This is a genomic window from Nocardia violaceofusca NBRC 14427, assembly GCF_963869435.1.
GTDB classification, from domain to species: domain Bacteria; phylum Actinomycetota; class Actinomycetes; order Mycobacteriales; family Mycobacteriaceae; genus Nocardia; species Nocardia aobensis.
This window is the reverse complement of sequence record NZ_CAWMPM010000022.1, coordinates 117793-141197: the sequence shown is the minus strand read 5'-3', so window position 1 is coordinate 141197 and position 23405 is coordinate 117793. Positions and strand designations below refer to the sequence as shown.

20 protein-coding genes are annotated in these 23405 nt (G+C 66.9%); 14 read left to right on the top strand and 6 right to left on the bottom strand.

Annotated elements, in window-relative coordinates:
* Nucleotides 1–38: 38 nt before the first annotated feature.
* A complete protein-coding gene (locus tag AC5592_RS18015; protein ID WP_306304660.1) occupies nucleotides 39–695 on the bottom strand; it encodes a TetR/AcrR family transcriptional regulator in 657 nt (218 codons plus the stop codon).
* Between the two features lie 208 nt (nucleotides 696–903).
* Here AC5592_RS18015 and AC5592_RS18010 point away from each other — a divergent pair, with 208 nt between their 5' ends.
* The 9 genes from AC5592_RS18010 to AC5592_RS17970 all read left to right on the top strand — a co-directional run bounded on the left by AC5592_RS18010 (nucleotide 904) and on the right by AC5592_RS17970 (nucleotide 10765).
* On the top strand, nucleotides 904–1890 hold the full coding sequence (locus tag AC5592_RS18010) for a DUF2804 domain-containing protein (protein WP_198163873.1): 987 nt from the start codon (nucleotides 904–906) through the stop codon (nucleotides 1888–1890).
* A gap of 122 nt (nucleotides 1891–2012) precedes the next feature.
* Nucleotides 2013–2810, top strand: a complete 798-nt coding sequence (locus AC5592_RS18005) for an MlaE family ABC transporter permease (protein ID WP_036497686.1) — start codon at nucleotides 2013–2015, stop codon at nucleotides 2808–2810.
* A 12-nt stretch (nucleotides 2811–2822) separates the two neighbouring features.
* A complete protein-coding gene (locus tag AC5592_RS18000) occupies nucleotides 2823–3668 on the top strand; it encodes an MlaE family ABC transporter permease (protein ID WP_036497687.1) in 846 nt (281 codons plus the stop codon).
* Nucleotides 3669–3711: 43 nt separating this feature from the next.
* Nucleotides 3712–4845 carry an MCE family protein gene (locus AC5592_RS17995; protein WP_063064962.1) on the top strand — a complete coding sequence of 378 codons (1134 nt, stop codon included), beginning with the start codon at nucleotides 3712–3714 and terminating at the stop codon, nucleotides 4843–4845.
* The gene (locus AC5592_RS17990) at nucleotides 4842–5864 is read left to right on the top strand and encodes an MCE family protein (protein WP_063064902.1); all 1023 of its coding nucleotides are present in this window, start codon (nucleotides 4842–4844) and stop codon (nucleotides 5862–5864) included. The genes AC5592_RS17995 and AC5592_RS17990 overlap by 4 nt, the downstream gene beginning before the upstream one ends.
* On the top strand, nucleotides 5864–6898 hold the full coding sequence (locus AC5592_RS17985; RefSeq protein WP_063064901.1) for an MCE family protein: 1035 nt from the start codon (nucleotides 5864–5866) through the stop codon (nucleotides 6896–6898). The genes AC5592_RS17990 and AC5592_RS17985 overlap by 1 nt, the downstream gene beginning before the upstream one ends.
* Nucleotides 6895–8142, top strand: coding sequence for an MCE family protein (locus AC5592_RS17980; RefSeq protein WP_084506833.1), 1248 nt, complete (start codon nucleotides 6895–6897; stop codon nucleotides 8140–8142). The genes AC5592_RS17985 and AC5592_RS17980 overlap by 4 nt, the downstream gene beginning before the upstream one ends.
* The gene (locus AC5592_RS17975) at nucleotides 8139–9260 is read left to right on the top strand and encodes an MCE family protein (RefSeq protein WP_063064900.1); all 1122 of its coding nucleotides are present in this window, start codon (nucleotides 8139–8141) and stop codon (nucleotides 9258–9260) included. The genes AC5592_RS17980 and AC5592_RS17975 overlap by 4 nt, the downstream gene beginning before the upstream one ends.
* The gene (locus tag AC5592_RS17970; RefSeq protein ID WP_232329413.1) at nucleotides 9257–10765 is read left to right on the top strand and encodes an MCE family protein; all 1509 of its coding nucleotides are present in this window, start codon (nucleotides 9257–9259) and stop codon (nucleotides 10763–10765) included. Before AC5592_RS17975 ends, AC5592_RS17970 begins: the two co-directional genes overlap by 4 nt.
* Before the next feature lie 18 nt (nucleotides 10766–10783).
* Here AC5592_RS17970 and AC5592_RS17965 read toward each other — a convergent pair whose 3' ends face one another.
* Nucleotides 10784–11395, bottom strand: a complete 612-nt coding sequence (locus AC5592_RS17965) for a hypothetical protein (RefSeq protein ID WP_063064899.1) — start codon at nucleotides 11393–11395, stop codon at nucleotides 10784–10786.
* A complete protein-coding gene (locus AC5592_RS17960; RefSeq protein ID WP_232329412.1) occupies nucleotides 11392–12231 on the bottom strand; it encodes an Rv1363c family protein in 840 nt (279 codons plus the stop codon). The genes AC5592_RS17965 and AC5592_RS17960 overlap by 4 nt, the downstream gene beginning before the upstream one ends.
* Nucleotides 12232–12499: 268 nt before the next feature.
* On the opposite strand from AC5592_RS17960, the gene AC5592_RS17955 reads away from it, so the two are divergent.
* The gene (locus AC5592_RS17955; protein ID WP_063064898.1) at nucleotides 12500–13699 is read left to right on the top strand and encodes a cytochrome P450; all 1200 of its coding nucleotides are present in this window, start codon (nucleotides 12500–12502) and stop codon (nucleotides 13697–13699) included.
* Nucleotides 13700–13820: 121 nt separating this feature from the next.
* Complete coding sequence (locus AC5592_RS17950) at nucleotides 13821–14615, top strand: SDR family NAD(P)-dependent oxidoreductase (RefSeq protein ID WP_063064897.1); 795 nt, start codon at nucleotides 13821–13823, stop codon at nucleotides 14613–14615.
* Nucleotides 14616–14686: 71 nt separating this feature from the next.
* Here the strand turns inward: AC5592_RS17950 and AC5592_RS17945 are convergent, their stop codons facing one another.
* Nucleotides 14687–15955 (bottom strand): alpha/beta hydrolase family protein, encoded by a 1269-nt coding sequence (locus AC5592_RS17945; RefSeq protein WP_063920339.1) that lies wholly within the window; start codon nucleotides 15953–15955, stop codon nucleotides 14687–14689.
* 299 nt (nucleotides 15956–16254) lie between these two features.
* On the opposite strand from AC5592_RS17945, the gene AC5592_RS17940 reads away from it, so the two are divergent.
* Nucleotides 16255–17148 (top strand): universal stress protein, encoded by an 894-nt coding sequence (locus tag AC5592_RS17940; protein WP_036507841.1) that lies wholly within the window; start codon nucleotides 16255–16257, stop codon nucleotides 17146–17148.
* 45 nt (nucleotides 17149–17193) lie between these two features.
* On the opposite strand, the gene AC5592_RS17935 is transcribed toward AC5592_RS17940, so the two are convergent.
* Nucleotides 17194–18453: a cytochrome P450 family protein gene (locus AC5592_RS17935; protein ID WP_063064895.1), complete on the bottom strand. Its 1260-nt coding sequence runs from the start codon at nucleotides 18451–18453 to the stop codon at nucleotides 17194–17196.
* A 1224-nt stretch (nucleotides 18454–19677) separates the two neighbouring features.
* Between AC5592_RS17935 and AC5592_RS17930 the strand changes: the two genes are divergently transcribed.
* Complete coding sequence (locus tag AC5592_RS17930; protein ID WP_063064958.1) at nucleotides 19678–20625, top strand: alpha/beta hydrolase; 948 nt, start codon at nucleotides 19678–19680, stop codon at nucleotides 20623–20625.
* A 28-nt stretch (nucleotides 20626–20653) separates the two neighbouring features.
* Here the strand turns inward: AC5592_RS17930 and AC5592_RS17925 are convergent, their stop codons facing one another.
* On the bottom strand, nucleotides 20654–22111 hold the full coding sequence (locus tag AC5592_RS17925) for a wax ester/triacylglycerol synthase family O-acyltransferase (protein WP_063064894.1): 1458 nt from the start codon (nucleotides 22109–22111) through the stop codon (nucleotides 20654–20656).
* Between the two features lie 452 nt (nucleotides 22112–22563).
* Between AC5592_RS17925 and AC5592_RS17920 the strand changes: the two genes are divergently transcribed.
* Nucleotides 22564–23361, top strand: a complete 798-nt coding sequence (locus AC5592_RS17920; protein WP_157121984.1) for a DUF8176 domain-containing protein — start codon at nucleotides 22564–22566, stop codon at nucleotides 23359–23361.
* The last annotated feature ends 44 nt before the right edge of the window (nucleotides 23362–23405 follow it).

Genomic DNA, 23405 nt, shown 5'->3' with positions numbered 1-23405 from the left:
GACTCCGTTCTGCGGACCGTGGTCCACGCTGGTGTTCTTCAGGTTCCGGTGGCCGCGGCGCTGCGGAAACCGGCGACGAGCTGAGCGATCTGGGCGTGCAGATCATCGATCGGATCGTGGTGGGGGTGGACGCCGGTGGACGGGCGCACCAGCGCCATGTGCAGGACCGCGAAGAGACTGCGGCCCGCCACGCGCGCCGCCTCCCGCTGCGCGGCCGTGGGATCGACGGAGTCCGCAACCGCGGTCAGCAGGATCTCGGCGAGGACCGACTCGAGCTGTGCCACCAACGCCAGCCCCTGTTCGCGGTAGGTCTCCTCGGGCGGGCCGAACAGCAATTCGCGCTGGTAGGCGATGGTGTTCTCGGTATTGCGCGCGGCCGCGACCAGGATCGGCCGCAGCAGTGCCGTGATCGCGCCGACCGGATCGGCGATGTCGCGGGCACGGCGGGCGCCGGTCTCGAGTGCCGATCGGAAGTCCTCGTTGTACACCATGAGCAGCAGTTGCCCCTTGGACGAGGCGTAGCGGAACAGGGTGCCTGCGGCGATATCGGCCCGATCGGAGATCTGCTGGGTGGTGACCGCGGCGAATCCGCGTTCGGCAAACAAGCGTGCGGCCACCTCGAAGATCCGGCTCTGCTTCTCTCGCATATTGCGGACCCGCCGCCCGACCTGCCGGCTCTGCTGTGTGCTTGCCACCCGACACCTCCCATCGGTCGATAAGAATGAGTGCGCTCATTAATGAGCATACTCAGAGCTATTGGAAGCGCAACACGTCCAGCATGACGTCGGACACGTGTGCCGGTCATCGCCTCGTCGCGGGCGTGGCCCGTTCGTGATGACCGGCCCGGCCGCGACAATGGATCGACCGCGGTCGCGGCGACTGCGGCAGCGAAGGAGGGCCACGATGGCCGAAAGGGTGACCACGGAGCGCGAGATCACCGCGAGTGTCGATCTGTGCACGCCGCGGGGCCGGCTGAACCCCGACGCGGTGGGCTGGACGCGCCGCCCGCTGCACCGGGCGAATCTGCGCGGCTGGGGTCGCACCAAGCGATGGGAGTACTGGGGCATCGTCACTCCCGATCACATCATCGGAATCGTGCTGACGTCGCTGGATTACGCCGGGCTACAGGGGATCTACCTGTTCGACCGGGCCAACGGCACCGAGATCGTCAAGGATGTGGTGACGCCGTTCGCCCGCGGTGTGCACCTTCCCGACCGCAGTGGCGTCGGTACCGCGTCCGGGCATGCCGGCGATCTGGTGATCGAATTGCGAAACGAGCTGGGCGGCACCAGGATCCACGCCGCCACGCCGCGGATGGATATCGATCTGACGGCCGGGCTGCCGGCCGGACACGAATCGCTGGGTGTCGTGGTGCCGTGGAGTGCGAAGCGCTTCCAGTACACCGTCAAGGATCTCGGCCGCCCGGTCTCGGGCACCCTCACCGTGGACGGCGTCGCCTACGTGATCGACGACGGATTCGCCGTCCTCGACCACGGACGCGGGAAGTGGCCGTACTCGATCGCGTGGAACTGGGCCGCCGGCTGCGGTCCGGAGACGGCGATCCAGCTCGGCGGCAGGTGGACCGACGGCACGGGTTCGACCGAGAACGCGCTGTTCGTTGGCGGCCGGTTGCACAAGATCGGCGACGAGCTGGAATGGGTGTACGACCGCCGGGATTGGCTGCGGCCGTGGGTGATTCGTGGTCCACGCGTCGCCGTGGAGTTCACTCCCTTCCATGTGCGCGAATCCCGGACGGCGTTGGGTGTGCTGGCCAACGACACTCATCAGTGCTTCGGGCACTTCACCGGCCGCGCCCGCACCGACGAGGGGGACTGGGTGGAGTTCGACGGCCTCACCGGCTGGGCGGAAGAGGCGCGTAACCGCTGGTGATCCGAAACGCTACCCACTCGCACTAGCTATTGCGTTCTTGCCTCGCGGATGTAGCATTATCGAAACCGAGAATGCGATTTCCGTCAGGATCGCGACGCAGCGGGGCTCCGGGAGGTGGCGGCATGGCGATAACTCTGCCGGGGTGGTCCCGGAGTCTGTCTCGCCGTTCGGCGGGCGGGCTGCAGACCGTCGGCGGGCTGTTCGCCATGTCGGCCGACGCGGTGAAATTCGCCTTCCGCCGCCCCTTCCAGACCCGCGAATTCCTCGAGCAATCCTGGTTCGTGGCACGGGTGTCACTGATTCCGACCCTGCTCGTGGCGATTCCGTTCACCGTGCTGGTGAGCTTCACCCTCAACATCCTGCTGCGCGAGCTGGGTGCGGCCGATCTCAGCGGCGCGGGCGCGGCATTCGGCGCGGTCACCCAGGTGGGTCCCATGGTGACCGTGCTGATCGTCGCCGGATCCGGTGCCACCGCGATGTGCGCGGATCTGGGCTCGCGGACCATCCGCGAGGAGATCGACGCCATGGAGGTGCTCGGCATCGATCCGGTACAGCGACTCGTCACGCCACGCATGCTCGCTTCGGGGCTGGTGGCGCTGCTGCTGAACAGTCTGGTCTGCATCATCGGTATCGCCGGTGGTTACGTCTTCTCGGTCTATGTGCAGAACGTCAACCCCGGCGCCTTCGCCAACGGCATCACCTTGCTGACCGGGCTGAACGAAGTCGTGATCTCGGCGGTCAAAGCGCTGCTGTTCGGCCTCGTCGCCGGCCTCATCGCGTGTTACCGCGGGCTGATCGTCTCCGGTGGCGCCAAGGCCGTGGGCAATGCGGTGAACGAAACCGTGGTCTACGCCTTCATGGCGCTGTTCGTGATCAATGTCGTCGTGACCGCGATCGGCATCCAGATGACGGCCAGATGAGGGGATACGGCTGTGGTACTGGAAGCGAGATATCCGCGTGCCGTGCGGCGGGCCCGCCGGCCGGTGAAAAGCCTCGGCAGCATCGGCGATCACACCCTCTTCTATGTGCGGGCGCTGTTCGGCGCGCCGTTCGCCGCGTGGCGCTACAAGAAGGAAACCATCCGGCTCATCGCCGAATTCAGCATGGGCTCGGGCACTTTGGCGGTTTTCGGCGGCACCGTGGTGATCGTCGGATTCCTCACGCTGGCCACCGGCGGCACCCTGGCCGTGCAGGGCTACAGCTCGCTGGGCAATATCGGCATCGAGGCGTTGACCGGATTCCTGTCGGCCTTCATCAATGTGCGCATCTCGGCGCCGGTGGTGGCCGGCATCGGACTGGCGGCGACGTTCGGCGCGGGAGCCACCGCGCAGTTGGGCGCGATGCGGATCAACGAGGAGATCGACGCGCTGGAATCCATTGCGATCGAACCGATCGCCTATCTGGTGGGCACCCGCATCGTGGCCGGAATGATCGCGATCACCCCGCTGTACTCACTGGCGGTGGTGGCGTCCTTCCTGGCCAGCCGGGTCACCACCGTCTTCCTGCTCGGCCAGTCCTCGGGGCTGTACGACCACTACTTCACCACCTTCCTCAATCCGCTCGATCTGGTGTGGTCGTTCGTGCAGGCGATCCTCATGGCGCTCACGATTCTGTTGATACACAGCTATTTCGGGTTCTTCGCCGCCGGTGGGCCCTCCGGCGTGGGTATCGCGGTCGGCAACGCGGTGCGGACCTCGCTGATCGCGGTCGTCTCGGTCACCCTGCTGGTCTCGCTGGCCATCTACGGCTCCAACGGCAACTTCAACCTGTCGGGCTAGGGGAGAAGCTTTGCTGCGCAACATTTTACGACCGATAGTGGGTCTGTTGTCGATCGCCGCGATCGCCGGGGTGGTCGCACTGGCGGTGGTCATGTTCCGCGGCGGATTCGCCGATACCGTGCGGGTCACCGTCCTGTCACCGCGCGCGGGTCTGGTCATGTATCCCGACGCCAAGGTGAAGATGCGTGGGGTGACCGTCGGCAAGGTGGCCACGGTGGACGAGCGGCCCGACGGACTCGCCGCGATCCAGCTGGCGATCGACGCCGAACAGGTGCGACGGATCCCGTCGAATGTGACCGTGGACATCGCCTCCACCACGGTGTTCGGCGCCAAATTCGTCGAATTCGTGCCGCCCGCACAGAAATCCGCGTCCTCGATCCACGCCGGCCAGATCTTCGACTCCGGGCACGTGACGGTCGAGATCAACACCATCTTCGAGCGATTGACCGCGGTGCTGGGCCAGATCGAACCAGAGAAGCTGAACGAGACGCTGGGGGCGATCGCGGGTGCGACCAACGGTCGCGGCGAACAGGTCGGGCAGATGCTCACCGATCTCGACTCGTTCCTGGCGAAGATCCAACCGGCGCTGCCCGCCCTGAGCCGCGAGATCTCCGCCGGACCGAATGTGGCCGCCTCCTACGGCGACGCCGCGCCGGATCTGCTCTCCACCGCGCGCAATGCCGCCACGATCAGCCGGACCGTGGTGGATGAACAAGCGAATCTCGACGCACTGCTGGTCAACGCGATCGGCCTGGCCGATGTCGGCAATCAGGTGCTCGGCGACAACGGCGCGCCACTGGCCTCGATGCTGCACCTGCTGGTGCCCACCACCGATCTGGCCGCCGAATACGCACCGGCGCTGAAGTGTTCGATCGAGGGCCTGGACTATATGGACAATGTGAAACCGGTGCAGGTTCCGGGGATGGGCCTCACGGTCAACTTCCTGTGGGGCGCGGAACCGTATCGGTATCCACGTGATCTGCCGAAGGTCGCCGCATCCGGTGGTCCGCAGTGTTCGGTGCTGCCGGTGCCCTACAACGGCAAGCCCCAGTTCGTGGTGGTCGACGACGGCGCCGTGCCCTTCCCGAATACCAACCGCACCCTGCGCGTGAATCCGGATCTGCTGCAGAGCGTGCTGTTCGGGGCCGTCGATCCCACCGCCGGAGGTCCGCGATGAGACAACGGGATACACCACTGCTGAAATTCGGCGCCTTCGCGCTGGTGATGGTGGTTCTCTCCGGATTCCTGGTCCTGGTCTTCGGCCAGTACCGCACCGGCTCGACCAACGGCTACTCGGCGGAATTCACCGACTCGTCGGGACTGCGCTCCGGAGACAGTGTGCGGGTGGCCGGAGTCGAGGTGGGACGGGTGCGGGGGGTGACGCTGCGCTCGGATCAGCGGGTGGTGGTGACCTTCGACGCCGACCGCGACATCGTGCTCACCGGAGGCACCAAGGCCGCCATCCGCTATCTGAATCTGGTCGGCGACCGCTATCTCGAACTGACCGACGGTCCGGGATCGACCGCGACCCTGCGGCCCGGCGCGCGCATTCCGCTCGAACGAACCACGCCCGCACTGGATCTCGACCTCCTGCTCGGCGGCCTGAAACCGGTGCTGCAGGGCCTGGACGCCCAGGAGGTCAACTCGCTCACCTGGTCGCTGGTGCAGATCGTGCAGGGCCAGGAGGGCACGGTCGATTCGCTGCTGACCAAGACCGCCTCCTTCACCTCCAGGCTCGCCGACACCAGCGATGTGGTGGGCAAGTTGATCGACAACCTGAACCAGGTGATGGAAACCCTCGCGAGCAACGGCACCCAGTTCTCCGACGCCATCGACCGCCTGGAGCAACTGGTGACCCAGCTGTCTCAGGACCGCGATCCGATCGGCTCCGCGATCGACGCGCTCGACCGCGGAACCGCCTCGGTCGCGGACCTTCTCACGCAGAGTCGGGCCCCCTTGGCCGACACCGTCGACCAGCTCGCGCGGCTGGCACCGGCCGTGGACGACGGTAAGGACAAGGTCGACTACGCATTGCAGCGGGCGCCGGAGAACTTCCGGAAGATGGTGCGGACCGGTTCCTACGGCAACTTCATCCAATACTTCGTGTGCGCGTTGACCATTCGGGTCAGCGATCAGTCCGGGCAGGTGGTCCAGCTGCCCTGGATCAAAACCGAGACGGGGAGGTGTGCACCGTAATGCTGCATTACCGCGGCGGCCATCTGTTACGTCCCGGACTGGTCGGGATCGTGATGATGGTGTGCGTCATCCTGATCGGCCTGCAATCGCAGAAGTTCATGGCATGGGGCACCACCGTGCGCTACCAGGCGCTGTTCGGCGAGGCGGCCGGACTCGCGGTGGGCGACGACGTGATCGTCTCGGGCGTGCGGGTCGGCACGGTGCAGAAGGTGGTGCTGCACAACGGGGATGCGCTGGTGGTGTTCTCGGTGAACTCGACCATCCGGCTCGGCACCGACAGTTCCGCGCATATCAAGACCAGTTCGCTGCTGGGCAAGCGCGATCTCACGGTGATCTCCGCGGGAGCCGGCCGGATGCGCTCGCTCGACACCATTCCGTCCTCGCGTACGTCCTCGCCGTACTCGCTGACCGATGCCGTCGGTGATCTGAGCACCAAGACCTCGGCGATCGACATCGATTCGCTCAACCGTTCCCTCGATATGCTGTCCTCGACGTTGAACCACATCGCACCGCAGGTGGGTCCCGCATTCGACGGGCTCACGCAGTTGTCGAAGACGATCAACAGCCGCAACGAATCGCTGCGGCAGCTGCTGGCAGGCGCGGGCACGGTCACCTCGGTGCTCGCCCAGCGCAGTCAGCAGGTGAATTCGTTGATACTCAACGCTGATGCGCTGGTCGATGTGCTCGCGCAGCGCCGGCAGGAAATCGTAGACCTGCTCGCCAACACCTCCGCGGTGGCGAAGCAACTGTCGGGTCTGGTCGCCGACAACGAAGCCGCGCTCGGGCCGACACTGGACCGGCTCAACTCCATCGCCGCGATGCTCGAGAAGAATCGCGACAATATCGGCAAGGCCATCCCCGGATACGCGAAAGTCGCCCTGACACAGGGGGAAGCCGTCTCCGGCGGCCGCTTCTACAACGCCTACGTCGCGAATCTCATCGACGGCCAGGATATTCAGCCCTTCATCGACCGGGCGTTCGGCGTGAACCCGCCGGCCCAGTTCCCGCTACCGCATCCGGAGCCGCCGCGATGAGTACGAGATGGATCGTCCGGATCGTCGGTACCGTGGTGATCGTCGCGGTCGTCGTGACCGGGGGCGCGATCGGTTATCGAGAATTGTTCGGGCCCACGCACTTCACGGCGATATTCACCACCGCGACCGCCATCTACCCCGGCGACGACGTGCGTGTCGCGGGGGTGAAGGTGGGGCATATCCGGTCGATCACCCCGCGAGGGACGACCACCGAAATGGTGCTCGCCGTGGACCGTGATATCCGCGTGCCCGCCGACGCGCGGGCGGTGATCGTGGCGCAGAGCCTGGTCGCGGCCCGCTACGTCCAATTGACGCCCGCGTATCGGACCAGCGGCCCGACGCTCGCCGACGGTGCGGTGATCCCGGTCGAACGTACCGCGGTACCGGTGGAATGGGACGAGATCAAGGCCCAATTGACCAAGCTGGCAACGGGTTTGGGTCCCGATGGCGGCGCCGCAGGCAGTTCGATGGGCCGATTCGTCGACAGCACCGCCGCCGCACTGAGCGACGGCAACGGGGAGAAGTTGCGGCAGATGCTGGCCCAGCTGTCCGCGGTGGGGCGCATCCTGGCCGACGGCAGCGGCAATATCGTCGACATCCTGCAGAATCTGCAGACCTTCGTGGACGCGTTGAAGGGCAGCGGTACCGAGATCGTCCGGTTCGAGAATCGGCTCGCGACGCTGTCCAGTGTGGTCGACGACAGCACATCCGATCTGGACGCCGCGCTGCGCGAACTGTCGGTCGCGGTGGGCGAGGTCCAGCGCTTCGTCTCCGAGAACCGCGCGAAGGCCGGCGAACAGGTGCAGCGGTTGGCGAACGTGACCCAGAATCTGGTTGATCATCGCGCGGATCTGGAGAATCTGCTGCATATCGCGCCGAACAGCATCGCCAACTTCTATCACATCTACAATCCCGACACCGGCACGGAGGCAGGGGTTTTCGAGCTCAACAACTTCTCCAACCCGATGCAGTTCATCTGCGCCGGTGTGGCGAGTATCGAGAACGCCACGGCCGCGGAGTCGGGGGAGAAGTGCCGCCAGTATCTGGGTCCGATCCTGCCCCTGCTCAGCTTCAACTATCTGCCGTTCCCGGTGAGCCCGGCGACCGGACCGGCGCCGGATCCGAACAACGTGATCTACAGCGAACCCGATCTGGTGCCGAAGATCGTCGGACAGCAACCCGGCCCGTCGGCGCCGACGTCGGTCACCGAACTGCTCCAGCCCTGGGGGAGGCCACCGTCATGATCGCGCGGCTGTTGGTTCTGTGCGCGTGCGCACTGGTCACCGTCACCGGATGTGGCTGGCGCGGAGTGGATTCGCTGCCGTTGCCCGGTGCCCCCGGTCGCGGTGCGGACGCCGCGATCTACCACGTCGAAATGGCGAATGTCGGCACGCTGGTGTCGAATTCGCCGGTCATGATCGACGACGTGGTGGTGGGCAGCGTCGGGTCGATCACCGTGCACGGCTGGCACGCCGTCGTGGACGTCTCGGTCAAACCGGATGTGGTCGTGCCCGCGAATGTGGCGGCGACCATCGGGCAGACCAGCCTGCTCGGCTCGACCCATCTGGCGTTGAATCCGCCGGCCGGACAGGCGCCGAGCGGGCGCCTGCGGCCCGGGGCGACCGTGCCGCTGAACCGGACCTCGACCTATCCGTCGACCGAACAGACTCTCGCGTCGCTGTCGGTGGTGCTCAACGGCGGCGGGATGGGCCAGATCAACGACATCATCCACAATCTCGATGCCGCGTTCTCCGGTCGCGAGGGCGCCATCCACGACCTGATTCCGCGCCTGGACGCGTTCATGACCGTGCTGGATCAGCAGCGCGAAAACCTCCTCGCCACCGTGACCGGGTTGAATCGGATGGCGGAAACCTTTGCCCAGCAGCGCGATACGGTCAGCGACACGTTGCGTCAGGTCGGGCCCGCGCTCGAGGTGCTGCTCACCGAGCGGCCCGCCATCACCACCGCCCTGGACAAACTGCGCACCTTCAGCGACACCGCGACCGGGGTGATCTCGCAGGTGCAGGCGGATCTGCTGACGAATCTGCACAACCTCGAACCGACCCTGCGGGAATTGGCCGATGTGGGGTCGAAGATCGACGGTGCGGTCTCCTTCCTCACCGTGTTCCCCTACGGGCAGTACGGCATCGACCACGGTATCCGCGGCGACTACGTCAATCTGTTCGCCACCATCGACCTCACGGTGCCGCGGTTGCGCCGCGAACTGCTGCTCGGCACTCCCCTGGGAGATCCGAATGCCGTGCTGCAGGCCATGGTCGGCGACCCCGGCTACGGCAAGCCGACCAACGACCCGCTGGGTGCTCCGGTGAACCCGTCCGATCCGAACGGAGGCGGCCGATGATTCTCACCCGATTCGTCCGAGCGCAGCTGGTGATCTTCTCGATCCTGGCCGTGATCGGCATGGTGTCGATGGCCGTGCAGTACATGCGGCTGCCGACCCTCGCCGGCATCGGCACCATGAAGGTGACGCTGGAACTTCCGACCTCCGGTGGGCTGTACCGATTCGGCAACGTCACCTATCGCGGGGTCCAGATCGGCAAGGTCACCTCCGTCGATCTGACCGACGACGCGGTGAAGGCGACCCTGTCGATCGACGGCGGGCACAAGATTCCCGCCGACCTGCGCGCGCAGGTGCGCAGTGTGTCGGCGGTGGGTGAGCAGTACGTCGACCTGCAACCGCGCACCGACGCGGGGCCGTATCTGCACGACGGATCCGTCATCGACGTGCGCGACAGCACCGTTCCGCAGCCGGTGGGGCCGATGCTCGACGAACTCGACAGCCTCGTCGGCAGTATTCCGAAAGACCGGCTGCACGACATGCTCGACGAGGTGTTCACCGGTGTGAACGGCGCGCGCTACGACCTGCAGTCGCTGCTGAACTCGGCCGCGACCGTGGCCGCCGATGCGAATCGGACCGGCGACACCACCCGTGACCTGCTGGCGAAGGCCGAGCCGCTGGTGGATTCGCAGGACCGCTCGGCCGATGCGATCCGGATCTGGGCGCGCAGCCTCGCCGGGGTATCGGGACAGATCGCGACCGACGACGAGCAGGTGCGGACGCTGCTGAACACCGGACCGGGCGCGGCGCGGGAGGCGACGAAACTGCTGGATTCGGTGAAACTCACGCTGCCCGTGCTGTTGTCGAATCTGACCTCGGTCGCGCAATTGGGCGTCACCTATCACGCGGGGCTGGAACAGGTGCTGGTGTTGCTGCCGCCCGAGGTCTCGATCGTGCAGGCGGTGCAACCCACCAAGAACGCACAGGGGTTGGGGCCCGGAGACTTCCGGATCAGCGGCGTCTCGGATCCGCCGGCCTGTACGGTCGGCTTCCTGCCGCCGTCGGCATGGCGGCCGCCCTCGGACACCACCACGATCGACACCCCGGACGGGCTGTACTGCAAGCTGCCACAGGATTCGCCCGTCGCGGTACGCGGTGCGCGCAACTTCCCGTGTGCCGGCAAACCGGGTAAGCGGGCGCCGACAGCGGAGATCTGCAACAGCGACCAGGAGTACGAACCGGTGGCGCCGGACCAGCCGGTGGTGGGACCGTACCCGCGCGATCCGAATCTGGAATCGCAAGGCATTCCGCCGGATTCGCGGTGGAATCCGCCCGCCCCCGCTCCCGCGCCGGCGGCCCCGTTGCCGCAGCTGCCGCAGCTCGAGCTACCCAGGATTCCCGGGCTGAACGCTCCCGCGGCATCGCGCACCGGGACCGAACCGTCGGTGGGATTCGCGCACTACGACCCACATACCGGGAACTACCTGGCGCCGGACGGAAGGATGTATCGGCAGGGCGATCTGGCCGGCGCCCGGCCGGCGAGTTGGAAGGATATGGTGGCGCACTGATATCGAGTGTGCTGCCGATCAGACCGGATCGAACGAGGAGATCAACCACTTCCCGTCGACGTGCGACAGCGACACCTTGACGCTGCTCGAGGTCATCGACGGATCGGGTTTGTCGGAGGTGGTGGTGGTCTGGTTGATGAACACCAGCACCACGGCCGAATCCGGATGGATCTGCTCGACCGCCGAACGGACTACCGCCGCAGATGTTTTCACCGTTTTCTGCTTCGCGGCCGGCGCCACCACCTGCTGGGTGAACTGCCCGTAGTAGGTGAGGAAGTCGCCGGTCAGGAAGGATTTCGCGGTGGTGAGATCGTGGTCCAGCGTATCGGGGGCATAGGAGAGGATCGCGACCGAACCATCGGTCGCGGCGGCCGTGGCCGCGCGTTGCGCCGCCTCGTCGGTCTGCTGATCGGGCCGATACTGGGTGAAATACACGCCTGTCGCCGCCGCGACGGATGCCAGTGCGAGCGCGCCGAGCGCACCTGGTCCGACACCGGCACGATGGCCGCGCAGCCAGGACAGGGCCGCGTGTGGGCGGGAGAGTGGTGCGGCCGCTTCGCCGGTTGCCGGTCCGCTGTGCTCATGGTCGACGGTGTTGGCGCCGGTATCGGATTCGGATGGTGTGCTCATGGGACGAACTCCACTTTCGACATCTTGAGCCGGCCGTCGACGCGCTCCACGGTGACGCTCAACCGCCAGGCACGCGGTTCCTGTTTCGCGCCTGCGGAATTGGTGACTTCCGAGGTCGCCGCGACCAGGACCACGGCGGAGTCGTCGGTCATCGACTGCACCGCGGCGGCGTTGACCCTGCCCTGGGTGGCGACCTTGGACTGCTGGATCACCTTGGCGAAATCGTCGGCGCGGGACTGGAAATCGTTGCGGAAACTACCCGTGGAATCGTCGAGCACGCGCTTCACGTCATCGGCCGCATGATTGAAATCCAGTGAGGTCAGCGTGGTGACGCCCTGCCGCGCTGCCGCCACGAACTCCGCCTCGCGATGCTGCTTCGCGCTCACTTCGTGATGCCGCCACATCATGTATCCACTGCTGCCCATGCCGGCGCACACGACGATCGCCGCGACCGCCACGCCGGCTGTGCGCCGCCGGATATGCCGAACGGCGCCCAGACGCGGTCGCTTGCGGCGACGGCTTTCCAGCGTTCGCTCGGCGCTCGGAGCGGCCTGCCGGGCCGACGCGACGTCCGGACCGGGAGCGCCAGTGTTGTCTTCTGTGTCGGGACCAGGGTCGGCGCTGTCCGGGGTGTCGTCCGCGTACGAGGGTTCGCCCGTCTGTGCGGCGGCCCCGGCGCGGCGGCGCAGGGTTGCCGCGCGGGCTCGGGCGCGGGCGGCTTCGGCCACCGCTTCCGCGGCTTCGGCCTCCGCCTCGGCTTCCGCGGCCGCCAGCAGCAGATCACGCTCGGTGATGTCCCCGGGATCCGGCGGCGAGGGGTGTTTTCCGGACGTCACTGCGTGCTCCGTTCGTCGGGCGGTGCCGGGCAGATCGGCGAGAACAATATTTTCGCACAACGAGAACTGTACTCTACCTGTATGGACGGATGAAGGTTGTAGTTATTGCCGGATTCGCCTGCGACCTAGGGGATTGTTATTGTCAATCTCAGAGAATATCCTTCTCTCACGGTGGTGGGAGGCGCCATGACGTGAGGTCGGCGGCGCCTGCCCCTGTGCCTGTCCGCGGCCGAGCCGCATTCCGGAGATTTCCGCAAGGGGTGAACCAGTGACCATCAGCGCGGCCAGCGACGTCCACTACGACCCGTACGACGTCGAACTCAACGCCGATCCCTATCCCATGTTCCAGCGTCTGCGCGACGAGCTCCCGCTCTACTACAACGCACAGCACGACTTCTACGCGCTGAGCCGATTCGAGGACGTCAACGCCGGCCTGATCGACAAGGACACCTTCATCTCCGGGCGCGGCGCCATCTTGGAGCTCATCAAGGCGAATATCGAGATACCCTCCGGCGTCCTGCTTTTCGAGGACCCGCCGGTGCACACGATCCACCGCAAACTGCTGTCGCGGATGTTCACGCCGCGCAAGATCAAGGCGCTGGAATCGAAGGTCCGGGACTTCTGCGCCGAAAGTCTCGATCCGCTGGTCGGTACCGGGCGCCTGGACTTCATCGCCGATATCGGCGCCCGGATGCCGATGCGGACCATCGGCTTGCTGCTCGGCATCCCGGAAGAGGATCAGGAGGCCATCCGCGATTTCGCCAACGAGCAGATGCGTACCGAGGAGGGTAAGCCGATGAAGGCCGCGTCCGAGGGCATGGTGTCCGGTGACATCTTCGGCCCCTATATCGACTGGCGCGCCGAACATCCCTCCGACGACATCATGACCGAACTGCTCAACGTCGAATTCGTCGACGAGACGGGCACCGAGCGCCGCCTCACCCGCGACGAACTGCTCATGTACGTGAATGTCGTATCCGGCGCCGGGAACGAGACCACGACGCGCCTGATCGGCTGGGCCGGAAAGGTTCTCGCCGACCATCCCGACCAGCGCCGGCTGCTGGTCGAGAATCCGGCTCTGATCCCACAGGCGATCGAGGAACTGCTGCGCTTCGAATCGCCCGCTCCGCACACGTGCCGCTACGTCACCCGCGAGGTCGAGTACTACGGACAGAAGGTGCCCGAGGGGTCGGTGCTGATGTTCCTGATCGGCGCGGCGAACCGCGACCATCGCCACTTCGCGCCGGACGGAGACGTTTTCGACATCCTGCGCGCGCCGCGACCGCATCTGGCGTTCAGTGTCGGCACCCACTTCTGCCTGGGTTCGGCGCTGGCGCGGCTGGAGGGACGCATCGCAGTCGAGGAGATCCTGAAGCGGTTCCCGGAGTGGGACGTCGATCTGTCGCAGGCGCGACTGTCGCCGACCTCGACGGTGCGCGGCTGGGAAAGTCTGCCCGCCCGCACCTGATCCCGTTGTCGCGCAGGGCGGATCGCGAAGGTCCGCCCGGCCCTCGCCGGAGGCGTGCTCGTCTCCCGGATGCGATGATCGGACTCGCATACGTTTCTGATCGGAGTCGAGGAGACAGCAGATGAGCTTTCCGCAGCGGTACGGGCCGTGGGCGTTGGTGGTCGGTGCCGCGCTGGGACTGGGGGCCGAATTCTGCCGTCAGCTCGCCGAGCGCGGCCTGAACCTCGTCATGGTGGCGCTGGAGAAGGACGAACTCGACACGCTGGCAACGGATCTGGCCGACCGGTACGGCATCCGCACCCAGACGGTGACCGGAGACGTCACCGCGCCCGAGGTGCTGGAATCGGTTGCGCTGCTGGTCGGCGACGTCGAACTGGGCCTGGTCGTCTACAACGCCGGGCTCTCGGTCTGCGGCATGTGGCTGGACACACCGCTGGAACGGCATCTGAAGACGATCGACATCAACGTGACCACGATGATGACCGTGCTGCACCGCTTCGTTCCGCCGATGATCGAACGCGGCCGCGGCGGGGTGATCCTGCTCAGCTCCATGTCCGGTCTTCTCGGCACCCCCATGTACGCCTCCTACGCGGGCACCAAGGCGCTGACACTGAATCTGGCCGAATCACTGTGGGACGAATGGCGTCCGCACGGCGTCGACGTCGTCGCGGTCGTGCCCGGCCCCACCGACACCCCCGGCTACCGCGCCGACGCACCGCGCACGATCCGCAATTCCCCGAAGGTGATGCCGGTGGCTCCGGTGGTCGCCGCCGGCTTGACCGCACTCGGCAGACAACCCTCGGTCATCCCCGGCCGGGCCAACCGTTTCAACGGCACGCTGCTGTCGCGAATACTGCCCCGCAAGAAGGCCGTCGCCCTCATGGGCAAGAGCATGCGCGAGATGTACGGGGAGTAGACCGCCGACGCCCGCCGGCTCGGCTGGCATCCGAATGCGCTGGAGCCGAGGCGAATTCGCGTCGGCGCGGTTCAGGAGGTGAAGCGCGCGCCGACCCAGACGAGGGCGTCGGGAAGCGAGGCCTGCAGGACGCCACGATGGTCGGCGCCGGGGTAGGTGCGGTAGGTGAGCTGCTGATCGGTCAGGCGCAGGCGGGCGACCATCGCGTCGGTCGCCCGCGGGGGCACCGTCGTGTCGGCGCTGCCCTGCAACACCAGCAGCGGTGTGTCGATGCGCAGCGTGCTGGGATCGTTGTCGGTCAGTACCCGGAGGAAAGGCGCGGCGTCGCCCAGTGGGCTGAACGCGGCATCGGCGGGGAGGCCGCCCCAGCTGTCCGGCGCGCGCAGGGCGCCGATGCATCCGGTGTCGGCCTCGGGCAGCAGGGTCAATGCGCGCGGCGTCAGGAAGCGGGCCGGATCGATACTCTCGGCGGTCTGCGCGCCGCGAATCAGCAACGGCAGGAACGCATTCGAGTTGCCGAGTGTGCCGGCCAGCGCCTCGCCGGCTCCCGCCGTACTCGCCACGCGCTGCGCTCCGATGCCGAATTCCACCTGTGATGCCGGTGCGAGTGCCACCACGGCGCGCAGATCCAGTCCGGGTGCCCAGGCGCGGGCCTGCGCATCGGTGAAGATCGCCGCCTGGCCGCCCTGCGAATGGCCGATCGCCGCCCATCGCGTGCCGATCGAGGCGTCGAGTTCCCGCGCGGCCAGCGCCATATCGGCGACGGCTCGCGCCTCGGTGGTGCCGATCAGGTATCCGTGCGGGCCCGGCGTGCCGAGGCCCTGGTAATCGGTCTGCGCTACCGCGTATCCGGCCGCGAGCCAGTGCTGCTGCACCTCGCGCACCTGCGCGGTGTAGTCGTGGGCGGGATAGTCGGGGCCGGTATCGCGCGAGGGCGCGCAGATATCGGCCACACCGGTGGTGCCGTGTGCCCACGAGATGAGCGGCCAGCCGTCCGGCGGCGGTGTGCCGTCGGGCACCGCCAGTGTTCCCGAGACCGCCACCGGACGCCCCTGCAGATCCACCGAGCGGTACAACACGAGCAGATTCCGCGCCCCGGGCAGCCCCGGATCGCCGGTGATACTGCGGGCCCGGATCACCGAGCCGTGTGGTCCGGCGATCGCCTCGGCGGGTGCGTCGTAGAAGGCCTGCCCTTCCGGGACGGCCGTCGTGCCGGTGGGGTCCGCCGCCACGGTGGCCGTCGTGGCCGCGATCGAGACCAATGCCGCGACGACGACCAGCCGACCACGTCGTGCCCGGCGATTGCGGGCGATCTTGGTCGGTGACGACACGCGAGACATGAATCCAACATAACGGGGCCGTGTGGAGCGCGGCCATCGCGCTGGAATCATTGTGGCTCAACTTGTCTGCATATCGATACCTCCGCGCAACCCGCCGGATCGCCGTCCGTCCACAGCGTCACCACGCTGTGCGCTGAAAGATTGCTGACCTGGCGATACGCGACGTCTCCCACGGCGGGACGCCCGTCGGTCGTACCGGACCGGAATCCGCGACTCATCCGGAACGAGCGATGCCGCATCCCGCCTTCCCCGGTAATCTCGGCGCGGAGACCGCTCGCCGAAACGAAGTGGAGCCGACTGTGACCGAATCAGCCGAGGCGTACCTCGCGGACGAACCCGACCGGCCCATCGTGGTCGGCGTCGACGGCTCGGAGATCTCATATCAGGCGGTGGCCTGGGCCGCGGTCGACGCCGTCCTGCACGGGCGGCGTCTGGACATCGTCACCTCGGCCACGCTGCCGACCGGTTTCGGCTCCGAGGTGTGGACGGGCGGCGCGGATTGGGTGCGCGAGGACGGTGAGCGCATCGTCGCCGAGGCGCGCCGGGTCGCCGGGTTGGCGAAGGGGCCGCTGGAGATCAATGCCGAGTTGGTGTTCGACCCGATCATCCCGACCCTGATCACACGTTCGGAACGGGCGTACCGCCTGGTCGTCGGTAGTCGCGGGCGCGGCGCCATTCGGCGGGCGCTGCTCGGTTCGGTGAGTTCGGCGGTGGTGCAGCGGGCGCACTGCCCGGTCGCGGTGATCCCCGGGAATTCCGCGACCGACATGGTGACCGCGGCGAAGCCGGTGGTGGTCGGCGTCGACGGCACCGAGAACAGTGAACCCGCGATCGGCGTCGCCTTCGACGAAGCCTCGCGGCGGAAGGTGCCGCTGATCGCCGTGCACACGTGGAGCGATATCAGCCTGCCCGAGATCGCGGTGGCCGGCTGGGACACGCTACGCGAATCCGAGCGCGCCGCGCTCTCGGAGAGTCTGGCCGGATGGCGGGAACAGTATCCGGATGTCGATGTGCGGCCGGTGGTGTGGGCCGATCGGCCGGCCCGTGCGCTGCTCGCCGAATCCGAACATTCGCAGCTGGTGGTGGTCGGCAGCCACGGCCGGGGCGGATTCACCGGCATGCTGCTCGGTTCGACCGGTCATGCCCTGTTGCAGTCGTCCGAATGCCCGGTGATCGTGGTGCGCCGGCGGTGAGACGCCGGCCGGGCGGCCGACCGGCCGCCCGGTGACAGTCGTCGATCACACCCCGGAGAACTCCAGTTCCGGTTCGTTCGCCGGCACCATGCTCACCGGGAGTGTCGCGAGCCCGCGAATCAGCAGACTCCGCCGCCAGATCGGTGGCCCGTCCTCCGGGGCCAGGCAGAGCTCCGGGATCCGGTCCAGCAGCCGGTTGACGGCAATGGTCGCCTCCATCCGGGCCAGCGCCGCGCCGAGGCAGAAGTGGATGCCGTGCCCGAAGGCGATGTGCCGATTGTCCTCACGATCGACGTGGACCAGGTCCGGCCGTGTGAAACGGTCCGGATCGCGGTTGGCCGCGGCCAGCGAGATCATGATGAATTCGCCCGCGCCTATCTCCCGGCCGCCCAGCACGATCGGCCGGGTGGTGTAGCGCGCGGTGGCCAGGTGCACCGGGCCCTGGCTGCGCAGGATCTCCTCGACATACGCCGGAACGGTTTCCGGTTCGGCTCGCAGCCGCTCGGCGATGCGCGGATCGCGCAGCATCTCGTAGACCGCGTTGCCGATCAGGTTGACCGTGGTTTCGTGCCCGGCCGCCAGTAGCAGCAACAGCATCGAGATCAGTTCGCTCTGGTCGAGGCGGTCGCCGTCCTCCTTGGCGATGATCAGTTCCGAGAGCAGATCGTCACCGGGGCTGTCGGTGCGTGCGGCGATCAGCTTCGTCATATAGGCGAAGAAGTTGACGCCCGCGCTGGTGCGCTCCTCGATCGGCGCGGAATCGTTGACGACCACCGCCGTCCACGCGCGGAAATCGTCCTTGTCGTCGTCCGGGACCCCGAGCAGTTCGCAGATCACCGCGACGGGCAGCGGAAAGGCATAGGCGTCCAGCAGGTCGACCCGGTCGCGAGTGGCCATCTCCGCCAGCAGCTCGTCCGCGATGGTGGTGATGCGGGGCCCCAGTTCGCGGATGGCGCGGCCGGTGAAGGCCTTGGTCACGAGCTTGCGCAGGCGGGTGTGCTGGGGCGGGTCCGCGAAGAGCATGTTGTCGTTGATCGCGCCGTTGAACTGGTCGACCGCGCCGTTCTGCGCGAGTACGGCCTGCCCCTCCGGCGACCCGATCCTCTTGCTGATGCCGGGCTCGAGGAAGGCCTGTTTGGCGACGTCGTGATCGACCACCAACCAGCCCAGCACCCCGTCCAGCCGGATGCGGTGGATCGGGCCGCGAGCCCGGAGCTCCCGGTAGACCGCGTGCGGGTCCTGGTAGAAGTCGTCGGTCAGTTCGAGGATCGCGTCCGCGGCCTGCACCGAATCCGAATATGTCACGTGCCAAAGTCCTTTCGACGTTCGATCGAAATCCGACGTGCGGCCGATGCGGCGCCGTGGGACGGCCGGCGACATGACGAATCGACACGGCGTAACGGCGTGGCAAACCCAGAGCGACGGCGCAGCTGCAGACAGCGGTCGGCCGGGCAGGCATCGGTGAGGGTCGAGCACCAGCACTCGGTCTATTGACCAGGAAAAGCCTATGGAGAGAACAACTTCGGTCGCCGCGACGAGGAAGCGGCCGACCGTCCGAGCCGTTCGACAAGATCATCGCACACCATCCGCGCGGCCGGGATCACCGGTCTCGAGCGGCGTTGTGAGCCCGATTCCCGGGGTGTGGCGGGACTCCGGCGGGTTCCGAAAAAAATTTCCTAGCAAAACGAAGGGTCTCGCGGACCGGGCGAGACCGTCGAGCGGTGTCGTGCGTGCACCAACCTTTACCCGGCTCCTCGAAAGCTGAAACTTCCGATCGGAAGTGAAACGTGTTGTCGAGCAAGGCAACTCGCCGAGCGAGGTGCGGTGCGCGTGGCGGACTCCGGTCCGGTTCGAGGTAACCGATTCCGTACGGAAGTTGCTAGGAAGTAGCTACAAAGCGGAAGCGAAGCGGCTCCCTGTTTTAGAGGAGGCGCTTGCTTGAAAAGTGGACGCTTGATATGTTGCCTCGGTCACTAACCGGTACCGGCCGTGACCGATAACTCTCAGGCGTGATTCCGGCGGCTGAGAGGCGATTGAACACGCTCACAAAGGAGATTCATCGATGGGTTCGATGGGCGACTTGCTTACCGCGTTGATTCCGGCCCTGGGTTCCGCAGTTGCGGGTGACGGGCTGTGGGAAACCTTCCTCGGTTCGCTCGGAAGCATCGTCAAGTAATTCGACGAAACCGCTCGTATTCATCGAGTTGCGCGCGGCAGCTCGTGGCACGGATATTTAGGAGAAAAGTATGGGATCGCTCATCGATATTCTGGGAATGGGCACGCAGAGCGCCGGTTCGGTCGGAACCACCATCGTGAATGCGCTCATCACCCTCAGCGGTGGCACCCCGGCCGCCGGAAAATAATCCAGTCGTCGATGGTGGGGGCTCACTCGAACCGGGTGCGCCCCCACAGTGCTGTGTAGAGGTGGTAGTGGTGTCGAGCGGTAAGAGGACCGGCACGGTGCGCGGGATCGCCTGGTTGACGGCATATCTCGGTGCGGCCGCCCTGCTGTGGACGTCGGTCGCGCCGATCGGCTCGGCCGCTCCGGCGGCCCATATCGTCGGTGAAACCCCGGGCCCCGGGCGTGTAGTCCGGATCAGCGTCCATTCGCCGGCGATGGATCGCGATATCCCGCTGCAAGTGTTGCCCGCGAAGGACTCCCGCACCCCGGCGCCGACGCTGTATCTGCTCAACGGCGCCGGCGGTGGCGAGGACGCCGCGACCTGGCTGGCGCAGACCGATGCCGCGGACTTCTTCGCCGACAAGCACGTCAACGTGGTGATCCCGATGGAGGGCGCGTTCAGTTACTACACCGACTGGGAGCGCGACGACCCGGGCCTGGCGAAGAAACTGAAGAACAACGGCCGGAACAAGTGGGCCACCTTCCTCACCGACGAGCTACCGCCCGTGATCGATTCGGCCTTCGGCACCACCGGCGCCAATGCGCTGGCCGGCATCTCGATGGCCGGTACCTCGGTGCTGGATCTGGCGATCGAGGCCCCGGCGCTCTATCGGAGCGTCTCGGCGTACAGCGGTTGCGCGATGACCAGCGATCCGCTCGGTCAGTCGTTCGTCAGCCTGGTGATCGGCCTGGGCAAGGGCGATGCGACGAATATGTGGGGACCGGTCGGCGGTGAGGGCTGGAAGGCGCACGATCCGTATCTGCACGCCGACCGGCTGCCGCGGATTCCGATGTACATCTCCAGCGCGAGCGGGCTCCCCGGCCGGCACGACAGTCTCGCCGACCCGAGCGTGCGCGCGAACACCGAGGTGCTGGCCAATCAGGTCCTGCTCGGCGGCGGTATCGAATCGGCGGCGAACTACTGTACGACCAAACTCGCCGAGCGCACCCGGGAACTCGGACGCACGGACATCACCTACAACTTCCATCCGGCGGGCACCCACTCATGGGGCTATTGGCAGGACGACCTGCACAAATCGTGGCCGATGATGGCGGCGGCGATCGGCGCGAACTGAGCCGCTCCGCCCGCCGCCGCGCGGTCCGTCACCGTTGTGCGGCGAGCCGCTCACTCAGCTCCCGGAACGAGCGCAGCAGCAGTTCGCCGTACCGCGCCGGGTCCGGGAGCATATCGGTATCGGAGCTGACCGCGATCACCACCTGCTCGCCCTGAGACGTGATCAGATGCCGCAGCCCGTCGCCGTCCATGATCGGGAGCACACCGAAGACGCTGAGCACCGGTGCGCCGAGAAATTCCAGCCGGTCCGCGACCGGAGGCACATTGCTGACGGTGGTGTTGGACAGCGGCACCGTGTCGACCTCATCGAAAACCCGCTGCGCGCGGGCCCATCCGGCCAGGCGCAAGAGCCAGGCGGGTGAGGTCTGCATGCGGCCCTCGCGGGCGATGACCGCCGGGTCGGCCCAGCGCCGCTTCTCCGCCCGCGCGGAGTTCCGGATGGCGGACAGGCGTTCCAGTGGATCGGCGAGATCGGTGTGCAGGTCCACCGACATCTGGCACAGCTGGTTCGCCGAATTCCACTGCGCGAGCCCGCGCATCGAGATCGGCACCATCGCACCGAGCGATGCGGACGGCGTTTCGCCCTGCTCGGCGAGATAGGCCGACAGCGCGCCCGAGACGACGGACAGCAGCAGGTCGTTGACCGTAATGCGCTCGGCGGAGGCCGCTTTCGCCGCTCTGACCTGTGCGAGCGGCAGGGTGACCAGATCGAAGACGGGCGTCGTGCCGATGCGGCGATTGAAGCGCGTGGCGGGCCGCAGCGGAATCGGTTCGCGGAGTAGGTTTTCCGCCGCCTTGGCTGCAACCGTGCGTGCCGCCGCCCGCGTGCGGGCCACGCCGGAGACGAAACGTGTGAACCGATACGGCGTAACGGCGGCGGCCCGCACCAGCGCGCCCGGCCGCGACCAGCGGCGAACGGTCGTGGGAAGCGGAGGATGAGTGTCCGCGGTGCCGAACAGTTTCCGTTCGAGTTCGCGGGTGGCCACCCCGTCGCCGACGCTGTGATGGAACTTCAGCACCACGATCGTCACCGGATCGGCGGTCCCGGGAAAACCGCGCACACCATCGAAGAGGTGCAGTTCCCACGGCGGCCGGGTGAGATCCATCCGGGCCGCGGCGATCTCGGCCAGGTGGCCGCGCACCTCGTTCCAGGACCATGACGCGCGCTCCTCGATCGTCACGTGATGATCGATGTCGAAGCCGGGGTCGGGAACCCAGTACGGCAGGTCGACATCGCCCGCTACCCGTTCCAAGCGGCGGTGGAACAGTGATGCGTAACCGAGCCGCTCCCGCATCCAGGCCCGCACCTGGGCCCGGCTCACCGACCGGCCTTCCGGTTCCGCCCCACCGGCGAAGACATAGGCGGCGACGATATTCGACGGATGCCGCTCGAACTCGTCGTAGACGAATACCGCATCACGCGGCGTCAGTTGTTCGGCGGTGACGTGGAGACCGCTGCTCGCATCGCGGACCGTTTTCGTCGTCATGATTACTCCTGACCGGATATTGTGCAGGCGGGAGAGAATATGTCCGCACAATTCTTTCTGCGGCGGAGTCTACAGTCGCGGCGACCGATGCCGCGATGGCGGTAGGAAAATCTGGCGCGAAAATACGCGACGGTCGAAAAAGACATAAAACGCCGCGATGAATGGGGGAATTTCGGAGTGCGCGGGAGAGAGGGCGATCCTGAGTGGTCATGCCGGACCGGTGACGGCGAAGCATCGATTCCGGATAGTAATAGCTGATTCGTATTACTTGGGCTCCGGCCGATGCGTTCTCCGCGTGATTGCCGCGAGAGCCTCCGACGACTGTCCGTAGCCAAGGTCGCCCGTGCATGGCAAGGAGTACCTCCCAGTGCTGGGAGCGGCTTCCGGTTGTGTGCCGGGGCAAGTGCTGGCATCGTCTTCCCCGCGGGACAGCAGCGGGCGTGAGGGATGTGATGAGTTCTGAATCCAACCGGCCGCCCGGACCCGTGCCGCAACCGTTCGGCCCACCGGTCGGCTCGGCCGATTGGTTTACGCCGCCCCGTCCGCCGCAGCCGCCCCCGCTTCGCGATTCGCGTCCAGCGGCATCGCCGCCGCGAATAGTGCGGCGGCCGCCGGAGTCGCCGGAATGGGCGATCGATCCCGATGCCATCCAGCTCGCACTGGCTCCCTCCATCCGGCCGCCGCGCCGGCCCCGTCGGCCCAGGTGGTGGATCGCCGCCGCGGCCGCCGTCGTCGTGCTGGCGCTGGCCGGTGGCGGAATCGCGCTGGCGGTGACGGTCGCGCGCAAGGAGCCGGGTACCGCCGCGGCGGTCGCGACCGCGACGACCTCGGCCCCGGCCGGATCCGCCGAAACATCCGCCCCGGCCCCGCCGCAGACTCCGGCGTGCCCGGCCGAGTCGCACGACGGCATCGTCGTCGGCAACGGCGCCGGCGGCATCACCGACGGGCCGAATTCCATTCTGGGATTCGAGTATTCGTATTACACCGAGCGCAGCGGTGAGCGGGCCCAGGCCTTCGTCGCCCCGGACACCGTCAACGTCGCCGCCGCCGCCGGTCTGCAGCAGGCGATCGACACGGTGATCCCGCCCGGGACCACGTACTGCGTTCACATCACCACGCGCGAGCCGGATCTGTTCGATGTGGATATCGAGGAGCATCGGCCCGACGGCGGCCACACGACCTACCGGCAGTCCGTGCGTACGGTCGTCCGTGACGGCCGCACCCTGCTCTACGAGATCCGCGGGCGGTAACGGCCGATCCGGCTGGGCTGTACCGAGGCCGCGGGCGCCGGTAC

Bases quoted from the DNA above. Each gene is read 5' to 3' on its own strand.
- AC5592_RS18010 (WP_198163873.1), top strand. From the start codon at position 904: ATGGCCGAAAGGGTGACCACGGAGCGCGAGATCACCGCGAGTGTCGAT.
- AC5592_RS18005 (WP_036497686.1), top strand. From the start codon at position 2,013: ATGGCGATAACTCTGCCGGGGTGGTCCCGGAGTCTGTCTCGCCGTTCG.
- AC5592_RS17990 (WP_063064902.1), top strand. From the start codon at position 4,842: ATGAGACAACGGGATACACCACTGCTGAAATTCGGCGCCTTCGCGCTG.
- AC5592_RS17985 (WP_063064901.1), top strand. From the start codon at position 5,864: ATGCTGCATTACCGCGGCGGCCATCTGTTACGTCCCGGACTGGTCGGG.
- AC5592_RS17980 (WP_084506833.1), top strand. From the start codon at position 6,895: ATGAGTACGAGATGGATCGTCCGGATCGTCGGTACCGTGGTGATCGTC.
- AC5592_RS17975 (WP_063064900.1), top strand. From the start codon at position 8,139: ATGATCGCGCGGCTGTTGGTTCTGTGCGCGTGCGCACTGGTCACCGTC.
- AC5592_RS17970 (WP_232329413.1), top strand. From the start codon at position 9,257: ATGATTCTCACCCGATTCGTCCGAGCGCAGCTGGTGATCTTCTCGATC.
- AC5592_RS17965 (WP_063064899.1), bottom strand. From the start codon at position 11,395: ATGAGCACACCATCCGAATCCGATACCGGCGCCAACACCGTCGACCAT.
- AC5592_RS17950 (WP_063064897.1), top strand. From the start codon at position 13,821: ATGAGCTTTCCGCAGCGGTACGGGCCGTGGGCGTTGGTGGTCGGTGCC.
- AC5592_RS17945 (WP_063920339.1), bottom strand. From the start codon at position 15,955: ATGTCTCGCGTGTCGTCACCGACCAAGATCGCCCGCAATCGCCGGGCA.
- AC5592_RS17925 (WP_063064894.1), bottom strand. From the start codon at position 22,111: ATGACGACGAAAACGGTCCGCGATGCGAGCAGCGGTCTCCACGTCACC.
- AC5592_RS17920 (WP_157121984.1), top strand. From the start codon at position 22,564: ATGAGTTCTGAATCCAACCGGCCGCCCGGACCCGTGCCGCAACCGTTC.